Source organism: Saprospiraceae bacterium, from assembly GCA_016709995.1.
GTDB lineage: Bacteria > Bacteroidota > Bacteroidia > Chitinophagales > Saprospiraceae > JADJLQ01.
The window spans coordinates 1,974,477-1,989,609 of record JADJLQ010000001.1; the positions used below are offsets into that span (position 1 = coordinate 1,974,477).

Annotated in this window: 7 protein-coding genes; 6 read left to right on the forward strand and 1 reads right to left on the reverse strand. The window is 43.6% G+C overall.

Annotation, left to right across the window (positions count from 1 at the left end; genetic code table 11):
* The first annotated feature begins 37 nt into the window (after positions 1-37).
* Positions 38-1,129: a DUF4056 domain-containing protein gene (locus IPJ09_08365; protein ID MBK7371442.1), complete on the forward strand. Its 1,092-nt coding sequence runs from the start codon at positions 38-40 to the stop codon at positions 1,127-1,129.
* A gap of 2 nt (positions 1,130-1,131) precedes the next feature.
* Positions 1,132-1,434: a DUF1330 domain-containing protein gene (locus IPJ09_08370; protein MBK7371443.1), complete on the forward strand. Its 303-nt coding sequence runs from the start codon at positions 1,132-1,134 to the stop codon at positions 1,432-1,434.
* Between the two features lie 12 nt (positions 1,435-1,446).
* On the opposite strand, the gene IPJ09_08375 is transcribed toward IPJ09_08370, so the two are convergent.
* A complete protein-coding gene (locus IPJ09_08375; GenBank protein ID MBK7371444.1) occupies positions 1,447-6,525 on the reverse strand; it encodes a hypothetical protein in 5,079 nt (1,692 codons plus the stop codon).
* Positions 6,526-7,468: 943 nt separating this feature from the next.
* Between IPJ09_08375 and lysS the strand changes: the two genes are divergently transcribed.
* Genes lysS through IPJ09_08395 form a run of 4 tightly spaced genes read left to right on the forward strand, consistent with a single transcriptional unit; the run spans position 7,469 to position 15,120 of the window.
* Complete coding sequence (lysS, locus tag IPJ09_08380; GenBank protein ID MBK7371445.1) at positions 7,469-8,977, forward strand: lysine--tRNA ligase; 1,509 nt, start codon at positions 7,469-7,471, stop codon at positions 8,975-8,977.
* Positions 8,978-9,029: 52 nt separating this feature from the next.
* Complete coding sequence (locus IPJ09_08385) at positions 9,030-13,862, forward strand: hypothetical protein (GenBank protein MBK7371446.1); 4,833 nt, start codon at positions 9,030-9,032, stop codon at positions 13,860-13,862.
* Positions 13,799-14,740 (forward strand): EamA family transporter, encoded by a 942-nt coding sequence (locus IPJ09_08390; protein ID MBK7371447.1) that lies wholly within the window; start codon positions 13,799-13,801, stop codon positions 14,738-14,740. The genes IPJ09_08385 and IPJ09_08390 overlap by 64 nt, the downstream gene beginning before the upstream one ends.
* The gene (locus tag IPJ09_08395) at positions 14,740-15,120 is read left to right on the forward strand and encodes an SET domain-containing protein-lysine N-methyltransferase (GenBank protein ID MBK7371448.1); all 381 of its coding nucleotides are present in this window, start codon (positions 14,740-14,742) and stop codon (positions 15,118-15,120) included. The genes IPJ09_08390 and IPJ09_08395 overlap by 1 nt, the downstream gene beginning before the upstream one ends.
* The last annotated feature ends 13 nt before the right edge of the window (positions 15,121-15,133 follow it).

Below are 15,133 nucleotides of genomic sequence, written 5' to 3' on the forward strand. Positions count from 1 at the left end.
CCGCATAAATAAAATAGCTTATACATTTGCAGGTTCCATGATGAAGTTTAAATTAATTTTTTCGGCATTGTGCCTGGCTGCACTCACCAATCTTCATGCCAGGCCATTAAATTTAGCAGACAAAAGATTGCAGGAAGCACCACCAAGAATTATCCGTACGTGTTGCTCCTTTGGAGTCGATTTGAAAGTAGCCGCTATCCCCTTTATTCGATACAATGACATTACCGGCCGGGACTTGATAGGACCTCACACCTTTCTTGGCAGCAAACATGAAGGCAATGGGATTATATACACACATAAAGGTGGGTTCGTAGACATCGGCCATCTCAGGGATCAGGCGGATTGGACCGCTTATATCTATGACCTGATCGTAAAAAATAAAAAATCAGGCAATTCACTGATCGTAACCCGTCTCGGATATGAAGGCGGCCAAAAAATATTAAAAATCTTTGCTCCCGATAATTTAACGGAACAGGACCTGATCAAACTCTCCGGTCGTGTAGCCTATGATCTGTCTGTATGGCACGAAATCGGCACCTGGAATGGCACCTCCCTCATACCGATGGTGCCGGAGCGTTACTCTGCTTTTTCCGTAGAGGATGGATATTCTAATTTATTGGGCATTCGGCTGGGCATTGAAGCTTTAAATAGTGATTTGCCCTTTGAAGAAGCAATGACCAAACTGATTAATGAAACCCTCGACCAACTACAGGCACTTCCTCTACGGAGTCAAACTTATGACGCCATGATGGAAGTAGAAGGCAATTGGTGGTCTAACAGAGTAAAACTACCTAGCGGCAAAGTCATCAAAAAAAGACAATTTGAATTATACCCCTGCGTAGCGCCAAGTCTATTAAATGAAGATTTGGGGCAAACTGATGTCGCTTCTATATGCCTTCCAGAATTGACAGCACAAGGAGACCCTAATCAATATTATCGCCTCGAGATCCAACACAATGGCAAGTTCCCTATCAAAGAAATATTCCCAGGAGGTAAAAAATTCATTACTCAAAAAGATTTTCCTCTTTTGATTCAGTATGCTGCAAATGAGAGCATTACAAAGTATGATACCCTCGTATATAAAGAGGCAAAGACAAAGAATAAAGATAACAGAAGGCCCAAAATCTAAATATGATTTTCATAACCCAGCTGATTTACCTCCAGCCGGGAGGAGAGGAAAGTTATAATGAATTTGAGGCTATGGTGCTTCCGCTATTACCTGATTATGGCGGCCAAATCATGCTCCGTCTCAGACCTGATAAAAACTCGGTCATCGAACAAAACATGGATACTCCATACGAAATTCATCTGATCTCATTCGAATCGCAAGAAGGCCTGGACAGTTATATACAGGATGATATTCGCCAAAAATATCTTCCTTTAAAAGAAAAATCCATTGCAAGCACTGTATTGTACCAGGGTGTAAAAAAGTAACCCCTCCAGGGCTTATCTTACCAGGGTAATATCGCCATATTTCGTCTTTACCCGACCATCCACAGTCTCATACAAAACTTTGTAGACATAGACTGCTCCGGGTGCATCTGACCCTTTAAATTTTCCATCCCAGACTGGAATGCCATTAGATAAGGGTAAGTTTTTGAGGTCGATCATGGCATTTCCCCAGCGATCGTAAATTGAAAATCTTAGAACATTAAATACCTGGGGCGAAGGAAATATATTGAGATTGAGATTGGGTTCAAGGGCACTGTTCAAACTAAAAATATTAGGCACATAAAACTCGACCTCCGGATCGACATAGATGCGCAAAGTATCTCTTGCCGTACACCCGTTGACATCACTTGCCTCCAGGACATAGAGCGTAGTGACTAAAGGCTGTGTGACCGGTGTAAGGCAATCGGTACAACTGAGATAGTTTTGAGTAATCCAAGTCAATTTAGTGATCGTAAAATTGGCATTGATTGGGATCTGCGCTATATCTCCTAATTTGATCACACGGTCAGGTCCAAGGTCCAGCCTGCCTCCGGTATTGAGTGGGCTAAAAGCGATGGGAAAGGCAGCCACACAACCGGCTGCTGATTTGATCAATAAATTAAATGTATCACTCGGAGGATTGTTGATACGCAAGGGCAAAGCCGTTATCGGAGTAAAAGCTACCGCCGGAGAAAGTGCATAGGTGTATGCACCTGTTCCTCCTGTGATGGTCCTGATCAAAACCGATTTGCCGGACCCGGCAGTACACCCGGCAGATTCCAGGGTCAGACCTGCTTGAATATCGTCATACCGGATATCATAATAAACGATGCTGTCACAACCATTAGATGCCATATGGGTGTAACTCACTGTATCTCTCAGATGTCCGGCGTCAAACCGGAGTCCATCGATGACCACCGATTCACCGGCGCAAAGTGTATCTCTCACCATCCTGATTACCGGACCCAATAATTCAAGGTCAACGCTGATCACACTGTCACACCCGTTGGCAGAGGCATTGGGTAACCTTATAACCCCAGTCAGATTGTTTTTATCGAATATGGTGTTGCCTACTGTTATAAAATCATCTTCGCAAATAGAGCTTCGGATGAGTGAAAGTACATCCCTGGTAAATGTCACCACCACCCACCTGATCGTATCACAAGTGCCAATAGCAGCGGGAGGTATCGTATCGGATCCTGAAGGGTTATTGACCGTGTACCGCTTACCATGAATTTGAATTACATCATTTTCGCAAGCATTGAGGCGAACAGTATCTCTGATGGAGGTGCACGCACATTGATCTATCATATCCCAATGAAGGGTATCACAGCCATTTCTATGACTCACTGAGGCTTGATGCCGGGTGCCAAAAGGTATGGCCGGGGATATATATAAAGAATCTTGCAGGGTTCCTCCTCCGGACAGTATGACTAACGGGTCATTGTGATTGGGATTATGAATGCGCACCCGATATTGATAAGTTTGGGTACCAAAATCACATACTGATACTGTATCTATGGTATTGATATACTGGACAGCTCTGAAAGTGAGGGTACCCGCCATACTGGTGATCTGCATTTTGCATCCGGTAGCATCGACGATACTGTCAATCGTTATGGAGTCACCGATCAATCCAAAAGAGGCAGAAAGGGTAAAATTGGCTGCCCCGGACTGAAAAGTACTGGACCTGCCCCCGGCATAAGAATAATGAACTGTATATGGAGTATTATTTGTGGTGATCTGCATCCTGATATTAAATTGACGCTGACTGGGCGGTGCACACTCGACTGCTTTGTCATTGAGGATGATGACTGAGCCTTGCCCGACTTGGATGATGGTAGAATCGAAATAAACACAGGAGTCTCTGGTAGTCAAGGTATATCTGATGGTGTGATTACCCGGTCCAGCCAGGGAAGGATCAAACATATCGCCTACGATGCCTGGTCCAGACCATTTTCTTTGAAGGCCGATAGTATCTCCAGGCACCGGGTTGACAAAAGCTACCAAAGGTTTAGGCCCATCTCCACTGCAAAAAGGGGCTTCATCCACGATCGTCACAGTGATAGGCTCACAAGCATTGGTCCGGCACACCAGGCTGGCGGCAGTGCCATTGGCACAGGGTACAGCACCCAGGGGAGTGACCCTGACACCTACTTGCTGACCTAATGTAAGGTTATTAAAAATCATCGCATAAGGAGACCTGACGCCGGTAGGACCTGCCAGCAGTTCGATACCATAGTCCATCGCCTGAGGGGTGGCATCCCATTTAAACACGATTTTGTCCGGTCCTGCATCGCAGGTCAGGTTTCGAAGAGGTGTTAATTTAGGGACCACTTGAATGAACTGAGTCTGAGTTTGACCGACACAGCCCACGGCGGTAGCAGAGAGGGTTATTTGGTAGTCGCCGGTGTCAAGCTTGATTTGTTGTGTTGGCAGATTTGTAAACGTTGGCAGCGTAGCTGATCCGGGTCCAGCCAAATTCCAACTATACCTTGTGGCAGCGTTTTTCTTGCCGGTATGTATGAGATCAATCGGTACATCCGGACAAGTGATATAGGCAGAAAGCGTAAAAGCAGAAGTGATGCTATCCTGAATAGTTATGGATACCGATTGCTCCGCTGGACAGACAGACGAAGACTGATAGAGGTACAATTGGCTGGTTTTCTGAATGGTGTCACCAGGTTGGTAAGCTCTCCCCTGTCCGTCGCGCTGATCATAGTATAATGGTGTACTTAGATTAGATCCTGATGGGTTGGGGAGGATAAATGATTCGCAAGCAGTAATATTTGGGATGCCTTCGATCGTAGGTTTGGGAAGTATCGTGATCTTAAAAGGTTTTTCATCCCAACACCCATTAAGACTGCCATCCCAGGCATATAGTTGGATAGTCTGATCGATGATGGTTCGTCCATCGCCAAAATAGTCCGGACCTATATCTCCAGGCATATTATGATAATGCTCTCCACCTGATAAATTGGTTCCATTGATTTTTGGCAGCAAAAATTCGCCACACAAGGTCGTATCCCTGATACCAGTTATATGAGGAGCAGGAGTCACAGTGACTTCTATGGTCTCTTCATCAAAACAGGCTGCTGTGCCCACATAGCGAAATAGTGACGACGAAGATTTGATGAAGTCACCAGGTTTGAATGAAGCTCCTAAACCTCCTGCCTGGAAAAAATATTTCATAGTGGGATTGGCTGTATCTGCAGGCAAAAGCACTGAGTCACAACCAAACACATTAGCCATCGCCGACAATGAAGGTGCGCCAAGTACATTGACTTCTATCGTGTCCTGGGTGCATCGATTGGATAAGTCCAGAAGGTACAATCTGGTACTTTGTGAAAGAGTCTGTCCCACTTGATATCGGGTACCTGCCCCATTGGCCTGGGTAAAATAAAAGGTGCTGTCCGGGTTATAACCTGTACCACTGATAACTGGCAAACCAACCGATGCACAATTAGTCAAATCAGCATTATTTTGAAATACCGGGCCTGGAGTGATCAATATTTGAAAACCCTGCTCTGCAGCACATATAGGAGAAGCCTGGTAAGCATACAACCTAAGCGATTGTGTAATCACCTGGCCAATAGTATATTTATTACCTTGACCATTGGGTTGGTCATAGAATGCTACCGTAGGGATATTCTGACCCGTAGGAGCAGGTAGTATATAACTATTGCAGACAGAGATATCTGTGATAGGATCAATCAGTGGCTTGGGTAAGATTGTGACTGTAAATTGTTTTTCATCCTTACAATTATAACTATTCACATCAAATGCATATACCAGTTTTGACGAAGTTAGTATGCCGGTACCTTGATCTGAATAAGGAGCACCCTGTCCACCTTGAAACAAATAGTAAGATTGCCGACCTGTAAGGTTTTTGCCCTGAATAGGACGCAAAACAAAATCTCCGCAGACAGTTGTATCCCTTAAGTCATTGAGTTCCGGAGGCAATTCGATATCAATAGTGATTTTTTTTTGGTCAAAACAAACTGAATCTCCGATGAATTTATACAAAACAGTATCGCTACTGACTTTTTCTCCAGCCAACAAAAAATTTCCCTGACCACCGGACAAAAAATAATACCTGGCATTAGGACTCAGGGTATCTTTTGGTAAAACAAATTCTGAGCATCCTCCAAAACCAACCAACCTATCCAGTCGCGGAGGAGGATTCAATGAAACCTGGATCGTATCCTGCGCGGTGCAGGCACTGCTCACATCATATATATAGAGTGTAGTGGTTTGCCCGATTTTATTCCCTGGCCGATATCGGATGCCCGATCCACGGGTACCTGTAAAATAAAAGGTTGAATCCCGATTAAATCCTGAACCGCCAATCACAGGCAGCTGGATGGAGTCACAACTACCCAAATCAGCATTGCCGGCATACAAAGCCCCTGTAGCAAATGTGACCCTGAAAGTATCTTCATCAAAACAATGGCCGAATTCGTCATAAGCATAATAAAGACCGCCTGTGGTGATCATAGATCCGATTAATAATTGCTGACCGGATTTTGAAGGAAGGGTATAATATGATTTCAATCCGGTGGTGTTGGTTCCGGTGATTGGCGGCAGGCTAAAAGTATTGCCACAAGCTATGGTTGTGTCTTTAGGATTGTTGATGGTTGGGCCTGCATTAAATACTATGTCCAATCTGATTTCATCCTCACAGCCATTTGAAGATTTGTCATAAGCGTACAATACTTTATTGGTACGTATAGTATCACCAGAGGAATAACCAGTGCCACGCCCTTGCGTCAAGGTCCAATATTTTTGATTTCCTGTTAGATTATTACCAGTGATCGCAGGCAAAATATAATATCCACATGCCTGATCTATCCTCTGAAGGTTTCTATCGATCTGTGGACCAGGATTGATTCTAACAGTATATGTTTGTTCTATCTGAGTTGCAGCAGGGTTGCAACTATTAAAATCATTGGCATATAGTACGATAGAGTCAAACAAAATGGTTCCAATTGGATACTCCGTTCCTTGTCTGCCAGGCTGGGTAAAATAACTGGCGTTTCCTGTAAAAATATCTGACATCTCAGGAAGTTCATGACCAACTGCTTTGCAGGTCAAAGGAGAAAGTTTTGGAGTTATGAATTTGGGTTTGTCACAGGGGAGCGAAACAGGAACACAACCATCAGTACCTTCGTAAATTATTCTTGAATTATTTTGTATCGATATAAAGGCTCCAATTTCATCAATTACTTTATTTATTTCATATATAAATCCAAAAGTCTTAGAACCAATTTTTATCTCAACATTCCTATTACAATTTACACTGCAACTCATAAAATTTTGAAATAAGGCAGTTGCATTTCGACTTGTTCCAACTATAACAAAAATATTCGATTGTGGGGCCCCCGGCTTGCATAAATCACCATTTAAATTTACCCTCAAAGCTCCTGGTATTGGATCTCTATCAATAAAAGCTATTACCACACTGTTTGGAGGTATTACACCGAAATAAGGGCTTTTATATGGGTCAACAAATAACTTTGGATTACAGTTAGAAATTTTCGCATTTAGAGCATCTAGAAAGGCTTGAGTGGGACCTTGGAACGAATTCATTGAAATTGTGGTCGAACTACTAGGAACAGTTACCGAAATGGATGGGGAGGAACTTCCAATATTAAAAGATTGACTTCCAGTTATAAATTGAAAAAATTCTCCTTGAATTTCTTGCGTACCACAAGCATTGATCTGCAACCTAACCACCATTGGATCCTGCCCCCAAACCTTCTCTCCCTTCACGAGGCAGGCCATCACCACTATCATTAACAATAATCTCCTCATGAATTTTAACAAGGTCCAAAATTATACATATTGCACCAAACCATTATATATCCTATGCGGTTTAAGGTTTTTATTAATGAGATTTTAACAGGATCTGTCATATCCGGCAGAAAAAAATGAGGTGTAAGGAATAAGAGATAACACATAAGTTAATTAACATTATCTGAGAATGTAAGATATTCAGTACCAATTTTCTACATTTGTGCTTCTCGAAACAACTTACATGTCTCAAAATCTTAGTGAACAGGAAATCATTAGGCGCGCAACCCTTGCCGACATCAGGCAAGCCGGTATAGACCCCTATCCCGCTGCCACCTATCCTGTCAATACCACCTCTGCAGAGATCCTCGCTCTATTTGACACTACTCCAGAACGGTTTACGGAGGTAAATATTGCCGGAAGGCTGATGATGACCCGCAGTATGGGAAAGGCCTCTTTTGCAGTGCTCATGGACAGCTATGGCAAGATCCAGCTCTACCTCAAAAAAGATGAGTTGGGGGAAACCTATGATCCCCTTTTCTCCAAATGGCTCGACCTGGGGGATTTTATTGGGGTATCAGGCTATGTATTCCGCACCAAAATGGGCGAAATCACGATCCATGTCAGGAGCCTCACCCTGCTATCCAAATCACTGAGAGTATTGCCCGTGGTCAAAACCGATGCAGAAGGTCAGGTGCATGATGCCTTTGTAGATCCGGAACTGCGGTACAGGATGCGCTATGTAGACTTGCTGGTCAACCAGGGTGTCAAAGATATTTTCATCAAACGGTCCCAACTGGTCAGCGCCATGCGTCGTTTTTTTGACTCCCGGGGCTGGTTAGAAGTAGAGACCCCGATTCTGCAAAGTATCCATGGAGGAGCTGCCGCCAGGCCCTTCCTCACCCATCATAACACGCTGGATATGCCCTTGTACCTGCGCATAGCCAATGAACTCTATCTCAAAAAATTGATCGTAGGAGGTTTTGAAGGTGTCTACGAGATCGGCAAAATGTTTCGCAATGAAGGCATGGACCGCACACACAATCCGGAGTTTACCAGTATGGAGATCTATGTCGCATACAAAGATTACAACTGGATGATGGAGATGGTGGAGCAACTGATCGAATCCCTGGCCATCGCCCTTCATGGCAAGACCGATATCCAATACGGGGACCAGGTACTTCAATTTAAAGGTCCATACCAAAGACTCAGCATGCATGATTCTATCCGGGAATACACCGGTGTGGATGTATCAGAGATGGACGAGGCACAATTGATCGCTCAATGCAAACAGTGGCATATCCAGATAGATGCTTCCATGGGAATCGGCAAACTCATCGATGAGATTTTTAGTGAGAAAGTAGAGCATCACCTTATCCAACCAACTTATATCATCGATCATCCATTGGAGATGACGCCATTGGCCAAAAAACACCGGACCAAACCCGGATGTGTAGAAAGATTTGAATTATTCGTCTGTGGCAAAGAAATCGCCAATGCCTACTCCGAGCTCAATGACCCAATCGATCAGCGTGAGAGATTTGTTCAACAGCTGAGCCTGGCTGATCGGGGAGACGAAGAGGCTATGACCCTGGATGAAGATTTTTTGAGGTCCCTCGAATTTGGCATGCCCCCTACCTCAGGATTAGGGATCGGGATAGACCGGCTGGTGATGTTGATGACCGACCAGGTGTCCATACAAGAAGTATTGTTTTTTCCACAGATGAAACCCGAAAAAAAACAGAACACCTAGAGTATACCACGAAAATTAAAAAAAATAACCCTTTTAATTAACCATAGTGATTATGATAAGCGTGCTGAGGAGATTTATTTTAACACTGATTGTTTTTTGTCTCACAGGACTTGGGATCATCCTGGCTTCAAACTCTAAGGATTTTAACCCAACCACACCCGTCAAATTATTTACCATAGACCAACCGCAGGAGCTTGCATGGAACGCCCTTCGCTCTAATGCCCGGGTAAGAGTATTCGCTTACGACCAACAACAGTATCAGGAACTCAAAACCCTGCGACCAGCTATCATGACCATGGCGATTCCAAACCTGGATGGCACGGAGATGGAAGTGGAATTGATAGAAAACCAGGTATTGAGCCCTGACTTTGTGCTCAGTACTCCCAGAGCCCGCAATATTGCCTATACTCCGGGGTTATATTACAAAGGTAAAATCAAAGGTCAGGACCAATCGGTAGTTTTTATCAGCCTATTTGATGATGAAGTCATGGGTAGCCTATCCGCTCCGGGAAAAGGGAACCTGGTGATTGGTTCCAGCAAAGCCCTAAGACGAAATACTTTCCTCTTATTTGATGATAGCCAGATAGAGCCATTGAAGTTCGAATGTAATACCGAAGAATTACCAACCTGGAAAAACGAATTGAATGAGGTGCAAAAAGGTGGTTTCAGATCTGCCGCAGGATGCATCAATGTATATTTTGAGGCCGGCAGCTCGGTATTTGCCAGTAAAGGAGGAGCTACGGGAGCAGCTAATTTTATCTCAGGCTTGTTCAATGGCGTTTCTTCATTGTATGCTGCTGAAGGAATCAGTACTGCAATTTCTGAGCTAAAAGTATGGACCACTTCTGATCCGGAGCCTTATGGTACTGGAGTAGGATATGGCAGTACTCTGGGCTCAAGTTTTAATGGAAATCTTGCACACTATGTGAGGATAGTGCCTGGCAGCAGTGCCAGTGGTGTAGGCTATCTGGATGTACTTTGCGGTAGTACGCCTTTTGCCTATAGCGAAGTGTTTTCTACCAATGCTTCTTATCCGGCATATTCCTGGAATGTCAATGTACTTACGCACGAGATGGGTCACAATCTTGGCTCCCCGCATACACATTCCTGCACCTGGCCTGGCGGACCGATCGATAATTGTGCGCCACCTGAGGGAAATTGTTCCTCAGGACCTACCCCGCCCAATAATGGAGGTACTATTATGTCCTATTGTCATCAATCCGGCAATCCGGGTATATCTTTCAGCAACGGTTTTGGCCCGCTACCCGGAAATCTGATTAGATCCAGTGTGAGCGGTGCAAGTTGTCTTGGTTCATGTGGTAGTGCGCCACCTCCACCTCCTGCTACCACGCCTGACCTGACCATATCCGCTGTCACCCTATCTCCTTCTACTATCAGCTCAACTGCTCAGGCGATCAGTCTGGCTTTAACTACAAGCAATCTGGGCGCCAATGCAGGAAGTTCTATAACGAGAGTTTATTTTTCGTCTGACAATAGTCTGTCCACAGGTGATGAAAACCTGATTGATATCAACATTTCTTCTCTGACAGCTTCCAGCAGCCAGTCTGCTATTGTCAATATTTCCGTGCCTTCCGGCACCACACCTGGTACCTATTATTTTATCGTGTGTGCAGATGCTACAGGTTTAATTACTGAGTCCAGTGAAAGCAATAATTGCAGATCAGCTGCCATGACTTTAACTGCTCCACCGGCGACACCCCAACTATTTCCGGATCTTGAAATAGGCGGCATTGCGGGCATGCCTTCAGCGGTCACTCCAAATGCTGCATTTAATCTATCTGGCACAGTGACTAACTCAGGACTGGCCAATGCTCCTGCTACTTCAATGAGTATTGTTTTCTCTATAGACAATTTTTACTCTGCTAATGACATTTCACTTTATTCAGGAGGTATCTCCGCGTTAAACTCCAAAGCCTCCACCGGATTTAATACTTCGATCACTATACCAGCCAGCTTACCTTTAAAAAATTATTATATCATTGTTTGTGTTGATCCTGCTAATGCTATCTCAGAGACCAACGAAGGAAATAATTGCAACACCTACGCAGTAGCTGCCAATGTACCTACGCCTGATCTGAGCATTTCGACCATTGTACTTAATCAGAATCCGGTACCTACCGGCAATCCATTCACGGTATCATTTTCCAGCTTTAATGGTGGGACTGCTGGAAGCGGAGGCTTCAATGTGGGGCTCTATCTATCCCTCACTAATGCTACCCTTGAAGCCGGTGATCAATTATTAGGGCAAACGACGATCAATAGCCTTGGAGCTAATCTCAATGCTAATGGTTCCATCGATGTCAGCACCACCATCGCCCCTGGCACGTACAATCTATTGGTCTGTGCGGATAATGTCAATCAAGTGAGTGAATTAAATGAAAACAATAACTGTGCTTTTGTGACCCTGGTAGTGACCAACCCTCTGCCTGATTTGACGATAGACAAATTTGATGTTCCGGTTGATTTTATAGCCGAAAAGCCACAATCAATCCATATACGCATCAAAAATGCAGGTACGAAAAAGTCATCAACCTCGACCAAAGGGCGCTTGTATCTGTCCTCTGATGGCATCGCAGACTATCGTGCAACATTGGTAAGACAATTCATCATACCTGCTTTGGAAGTGGGGGCTTCATTGGATACCACCTTCGAGTATACTTTTAACAACAATACGCCTGAAGGCAATATTTATTTTGCACTTTGTATTGACGCGGACAATCAAGTGATCGAGGTAGATGAAACCAATAATTGTAAGTCCGCACTCACCAAGATCATCGTACCCTTGCCAGATATTGTATCCTTTTCCGCAGCACGATATCCCAATCCAGTAGGCCGTAGTACCAGTATTCATTACCCATTATTAATATCCAATATCGGCAGATTGGATGCTCCGGAGGTCCATACTGAATATTATGTATCCTACAAACCTTTACTCAAAAGCAGTGGAGGATTTAGATTGTTAGTGGACACCACGCGTGAAATGGCTGTGGGTGATACTATAAGAAAAAATGTTTTACTCAAACTCCCCACTGCGCTTACTGCCGGAAGTTGGTATCTCAATGTGTGCGTAGACTATGATTACAAAATAAAAGAAGTCAGTGAGATCAATAATTGCCAATCGATCCGATTAATTATCAGAAATCAAATGCCCGATATGGCAATAGATCATTTTGCATTTGAAGATTCAGTTTTGTATACAAGTATTCCAACCCCTTTAAATCTAGGCATAAAGAATCTGGGAGAGTTGTCAGCAAATGGCATTACTGCTAAAGTATTTTATCACGAACCGGAAGGTGACACAACGATTATCTCCCAGTTTTTAATTGATAGTCTGGCCCCTGATCAACAATTGGATACCACCATTCAGACCATGATCATTACAGCCTCTGGCAACCAAGCCATTGTTGAAGTGGTTCTGGATCAAGCCAATACTATCAAGGAAGCTTTAGAGAATAATAATTCAGCTGTTTTTTCAGTGACCACCAGGACACCTTTGCCCGACCTGGTGACAGACATCGTATCGATCTCAGATACTGTATTTCAATCCGGTTCACAATATACCCTTACCCATTCAGTGTCCAATCTTGGCCTGATCACTTGCGATAGTTTTTCTACAAAATATTTTCTGCAAGACAGATCCTCCAAAAAGCTGATTGCTCTAGGTAGTTTAGTCAATACCGATCTATCGCCATTGAATATCGATACTATTTCGTTCAGCTTCTTCTTAGACCAGGCTATAAGCAGTGACTCCTACCAACTCATCGTGACCTGTGATCCCGAAAATAAAATCAATGAATCAGATGAATCCAACAATCAAACTGAAGTAGCTATTAAAGTCCTTCAAAGTTTGCCTGATGCTGCCATTGAAGGATTGGCCATTCAAGACTCCCTGGCCAAAGGCGACACGGTGACCGCAGATATCCGGATAATAAATATGGGTAATTGGGTGATGCCATCCGTGCAGGACCCTATAATTTTATCCCTGGATTCTATTTTATCTGTGGATGATCTGGTAGTAGGACATATCCAATTGGAACCCCTGAATCCACAAGAAGAAAGACAACAATCTATACAACTCAACATACCCTCTGATATATCCAGTGGCCCACATTATATCATTCTGCAAGTAGATCAAAGCAATAATATTACTGAATCGGATAAAACCAATAACCTTGCTTATTTTCCCGTCGATATCCTGCTAGATGATGCTGATCTTGATAATGTCGGCATTCGATTGGATAAAGCCGGTGTAGAGCCTGGCAAAGCACTACATGTTGAATTAGTGGTGTCCAATATCGGCGAATCCAGTATACTGGACTATGAAGTAATGTTTGAATTGAAGAGAAATCCCAATGACAGCTTTTCAGTGGTCACCTTTCCATTGATTAAGCATTCAGGAATGATACTACCGGGTCAAATTTCAGAACTGTCCACTGTCTTAACCATACCTGACTCTTTGCCTTCTCAGACTTATTACCTTATGTCCTGTCTCGATCCTCGAAATAAAATAGCAGAGCTGTCTAAAGACAATAATTGTGGTCAGATCTTGGTAAAAGTGGAGACTAAAAATGCATTGACCACTAAGCTTAAACAGGATGCACCCTTGTTTTCCAACATCAGTTTATATCCCAATCCTGCAACCCAGTGGCTGACGATCGACGGCAAGGTGGCCTCTACGCCAACCCATCAGAAGGCCATACTCGAGATTAAAGATTATTTAGGTCGCACGATTTCCAGACAATCCTTACCTATCTCAGATCAGCTACATTATCGAATGGACATAGATCGATTGAGTCACGGTTGGTATCTGGTAGAAATAACCTCAACTCTAGGCACCTGGAAACAAAAGTTCGTCAAACAATAGCATCCCTCACAAGGAAAGACTCCAGGCTGCGGGGTACAGGTTTTCTATTGGTAGCCTTGGGTTGTATTTGGGGTAGTTCATTTATACTGATCAAAAGAATATTGCCTTGTTATACTCCAATACAATATGCTTTGTGTCGGATCATTATCACAGGTATTTGTTTTTCTCCATGGATACTCAGTTCCTTCAAAAAAGCAACCATTTCTCAACGTACATGGGTTTTTATCATTGGGGTATTGGGTTATTTTATGTCCTATCTGCTCATGGGTGTCAGTCAAACCCGGATCGATAGCAGTCTCGCCGGTATACTGACTTCGCTCACGCCTCTTTTTACTTTTATCGTAGGCCTGATGTTTTTTAGTCAACCATTTCGATGGAAAAGTTTTATGGGAGTGGGCATGGGTCTGATCGGCTGCCTGGTCCTGATCATAGAAGGCAATGAAGGACTTAGTGTTCAATTTTATAGCCTTTTTCTGATTGGTTCAGTGATTATCTCATCCTTTACTATAAATCTTGTACAAAAACATCTTAAAGGTCTCAGAGCTATTGAGATCACTTCCTTGTCTTTCGGAGGATTAGTGATACCATCTTTGATGGTCCTTCTGGTGGCGACTAACTGGCAAGATACGGTGGCCAATCCCCTCATGACCAGTTGCACTTTGGCTTTGATCGGCCTGGCTTTGGTCGGTACTGTCCTGGGCTCCCTGCTGTATTATCATATCCTGAGTCGAAGCGGGGCATTATACACAAGTACCGTAACCTATATCATCCCTTTGACTGCTATCATCTGGGGAGTCGTCGATGGGGAGCATGTAGGTTGGGAAGAGATTATAGGCTTTGCCTTTATTTTGGGTGGCATAAAATTAATCAGGAATTAATGAAGATCCTGCCACAGGTATACATTGCTCAGACTCCTCAAAAAGGTCGCGGAGTCTTTACAGCGCTGGAGATTCCTGCCGGAAGTTTGATAGAAATATGCCCGATCATCCTTATCCCGGCCTCTCAAACGCTGCTCATAGATCAAACCGAGATATACAATTACTATTTTGTGTGGGATGAGCATCACCTGGCGGTCGCCCTGGGCTTTGGCTCCTTGTACAATCACCAGGATCCACCCAATGCAAGAGTAATCTTTGACTATGAATCAGAAGAGATACAGATAGAGGCTATCCGTGATATTAATGAAGAGGAGGAGATCACGATTAATTATATCGATGATGATGAGCGTAAAGCATCCCTTTGGTTTGATGTCAAATGAATATTTAATTAAT

Coding starts and splice junctions, on each gene's coding strand:
- IPJ09_08370 (MBK7371443.1), top strand. CDS start 1,132: ATGATTTTCATAACCCAGCTGATTTACCTCCAGCCGGGAGGAGAGGAA.
- IPJ09_08365 (MBK7371442.1), top strand. CDS start 38: ATGATGAAGTTTAAATTAATTTTTTCGGCATTGTGCCTGGCTGCACTC.
- IPJ09_08385 (MBK7371446.1), top strand. CDS start 9,030: ATGATAAGCGTGCTGAGGAGATTTATTTTAACACTGATTGTTTTTTGT.
- IPJ09_08395 (MBK7371448.1), top strand. CDS start 14,740: ATGAAGATCCTGCCACAGGTATACATTGCTCAGACTCCTCAAAAAGGT.
- lysS (MBK7371445.1), top strand. CDS start 7,469: ATGTCTCAAAATCTTAGTGAACAGGAAATCATTAGGCGCGCAACCCTT.